Genomic DNA, 3,093 nt, shown 5'->3' with positions numbered 1-3,093 from the left:
GTTGTGGTTCAAAATGGAGGACGTAGTGCGCAAGGTTTCGATCACCTCATCGCTGATGGCGCTTGTCGGCCTCGGCGCCATCACCTTGGCGGCTTTTCCGGCACAAGCAGACAATCTGCAGCTGCAATTGGGCAAACATGGCCCGCGGCTGAAGCTCATGGAAGATTGCGACCCCGCCTATGACGATTGCGAAGGCCCCCGTCGCGACGACCGGCGCGACCGCCGTCAACGAGGCTGCACGGAGGACCGGGCCCTCGACAAGGCAGACCGAATGGGCATCCGCCGCGCAAGGATAGAGTCCGTCGGCCGCCGGGAGATCACAGTCCGCGGCAGACAGGGTGGCGACCGCGTGCGCGTGACTTTTGGCACCGAGCGCGGCTGTCCCATCCTCGATCGCGAATAGCGATCGACCTCAGCGGAAAACCGACGCTCAGAATCATCAGCAGGTCGAACCGGCGGTTGGCTGGCTCGACCGCCGGGCCACGCGACAATTACGCACAGTAATTTTGCGTGATGTCGCCTTGCGGCGGCGAGGCACCCCGCCTATGCTTCCTGATGAACATGATTTCCCCTGAGACGGTCGCCAACAGCAAGCGCGCCTGGCTGAAGATTCTCGCCCGCTACAAGAAGCCTGACAGGCGGCGCAGCACCGTCGAACTCGCCATCACTCTCATTCCATTCGCCATGCTCTGGGGCCTGTCCTCGGCGGCCTATGCCTATGGCCATTGGTGGGGACTGATCCTCATCCTTCCCGCGGCCGGGTTTCTGGTGCGCATCTTCATGATCCAGCACGATTGCGGCCACGGCTCCTTCTTCGCCAATCGCTACGCGGACGACTGGATCGGCCGCGCGCTCGGCATCCTGACGCTGACGCCCTACGATTGCTGGCGGCGCGCCCACGCGACCCACCACGCCAGCGCCGGCAATCTTGACGAACGCGGCATGGGCGACATCCGGACGCTGACCGTTGCAGAATACCGGCAGATGTCGTGGCGAGGCCGCCTTGCCTATCGTCTCTATCGCCACCCGCTGGTGATGTTCGGGCTCGGTCCGATCTGGCTGTTCATCTTCGAGCAAAGGCTGCCCGTCGGCATGATGCGCGGCGGCCTGACCCCTTGGGTGTCGTCGATGACCACCAATCTTGGCATCGCGGTCGCAGCAGCCATCCTCATTTGGTTCGTCGGTCCCGGCGCGTTCCTGGTGGTCCACCTGCCGATCGTCATCCTCGCCGGTTCGGCCGGCATCTGGCTGTTCTATGTCCAGCACCAGTTCGAGGAAACGGAATGGGCGAAGGATGTCGACTGGGAATTCCAGCACGCCGCCTTGCACGGATCGTCCTATTACGACCTCCCGCCGGTGCTGAACTGGTTCACCGGCAACATCGGTGTCCATCACGTCCATCACCTCTCCGCCAAGGTGCCGTGCTACCGGTTGCAGGAAGTGCTGCGGGATTATCCCGAGCTGCGCGACATCGGCCGTGTCACGCTGCTGGAAAGCCTGCGCTGCGTTAAACTGGCGTTGTGGGACGAGAACCGCCGCAAGCTGGTGTCGTTCCGCGAGGCACGGGCGGCGGCTTAAGCAATTCCAGCAGAAGTGGTGAACGGTTTCCAGGGAAAGCGCGTAGCGTTTTCCCTGGGGCAATTGCGTCAAACCAAGAAAAGTAAAACGACCGCCAGTCTATAGGCACCGCGCCTGGAGCTCCTACCAGGCAGCCCTGATCATGTCGGCGGCCTTTTCGGCGATCATGATGGTTGGCGCATTGGTGTTGCCACCAATCAGTGTCGGCATCACCGAGGCGTCCACGACACGCAAGGCTTCAAGCCCGCGCACCTTGAGTTGCGGATCGACCACCGCCATCTCGTCGACGCCCATCCGACAGGAGCCGACCGGGTGATAGACCGTGTCGGCGCGGGTACGGATATGGGTCATCAGATCGGCATCGCTTGGCTCGCCGGCGATGTGCATTTCCTTGTGCCGGTAGCGCGTCAGCGCCGGTGAAGCCAGCACCTGCCGGGTGATCCTCACGCCTTTCAACAGCAGCTCCGCATCGCGCTGGTCGCTGAGAAAGCGCGGATCGATGCGCGGCGCGGCAAGTGGATCGGCGCTGGCCAGCCCAACCTCGCCACGCGAGTGCGGCCGCAATATGCAGACATGACAGGAGAAGCCGAAGCCGTAGTGCAGCGTGCGCGCATGGTTTTCGACCAGCCCGATGACGAATTGCAGCTGCAGGTCAGGGCGCTCAAGCGCCGGGTCGGATTTGACGAAAGCGCCGCTCTCGGCCGCCGGCGAGGCGATCAGCCCGGTCCCATCCCGCCGCCACTGCGCGATATGCCGTAGGAAACCCAACGCGCCGCGCGGGCTCATGCCAAGCATATCGGTGTCCTTCGATCTCCAGCCGACGATGAAATCGAGGTGGTCCTGCAGGTTCTTGCCGACGCCCGGCAATTCGTGGACGACGGGAACGCCATGCACGGCAAGTTCGGCCGCCGGGCCGATACCCGACAGCAACAGAAACTGCGGCGAACCGAAGGCACCGCCACACAGGATCACCTCGCACGACGCCTGCGCCACTGCCTCGCCTTTGCGTGTCCGGTAGCGGATACCGGTGGCCCGCTTGCCGTCAAGGACGATGCCTGTGGCGTGCGCCCGCGTGATCACGGTCAGATTGGTCCGCTGCATCACCGGATGGAGATAGGCGGCGGCAGTCGAACAGCGCTCGCCATTACGGGCGCCACCGGCAAATTGGGTCACCTGGAAATAGCCGGCGCCCTCTTGTTCCGGTCCGTTGAAATCGTCCAAGGCGCGAATCTGGTTTTCGGCACAAGCCTCTATGAAGGCCTTGGCGATTGGCCTCGGCGAGCGCTGGTTCGACACTTTCAACGGGCCGTCCCCGCCATGCAGGGCATCAGTGCCGCGCTCATTGCCTTCGGCGCGCCGGAAATAGGGCAGAACCTCATCCCATGACCAGCCCTCACAGCCCAGATCGGCCCATTCGTCATAGTCGCTGCGATGGCCCCTGACATAGAGCATCGCATTGATGGCGCTGGAGCCGCCCAGCGCCTTGCCGCGCGGCTGGTAGCCCTTGCGGCCGCC

At 63.6% G+C, this 3,093-nt stretch carries 3 protein-coding genes; 2 read left to right on the top strand and 1 reads right to left on the bottom strand.

Features of this window, described 5'->3' with window-relative positions; all coding sequences use genetic code 11:
• Both EN994_RS24510 and EN994_RS24505 read left to right on the top strand, forming a co-directional pair.
• Positions 1-403, top strand: a 403-nt coding sequence (locus EN994_RS24510) for a hypothetical protein (protein WP_348631686.1), incomplete at its 5' end; no start/stop codon positions are given.
• Between the two features lie 152 nt (positions 404-555).
• Positions 556-1,578: a fatty acid desaturase gene (locus EN994_RS24505; protein ID WP_063169014.1), complete on the top strand. Its 1,023-nt coding sequence runs from the start codon at positions 556-558 to the stop codon at positions 1,576-1,578.
• A gap of 123 nt (positions 1,579-1,701) precedes the next feature.
• On the opposite strand, the gene EN994_RS24500 is transcribed toward EN994_RS24505, so the two are convergent.
• Positions 1,702-3,093, bottom strand: a 1,392-nt coding sequence (locus EN994_RS24500; RefSeq protein WP_127307867.1) for a GMC family oxidoreductase N-terminal domain-containing protein, incomplete at its 5' end; no start/stop codon positions are given.

The sequence above is a fragment of the Mesorhizobium sp. M7A.F.Ca.CA.002.09.1.1 genome (assembly GCF_003998555.1).
In the GTDB taxonomy this organism is placed as follows: Bacteria; Pseudomonadota; Alphaproteobacteria; order Rhizobiales; family Rhizobiaceae; genus Mesorhizobium; species Mesorhizobium ciceri.
The sequence above is the reverse complement of the archived record's forward strand: the minus strand, read 5'-3'. Positions and strand labels throughout refer to the sequence as shown.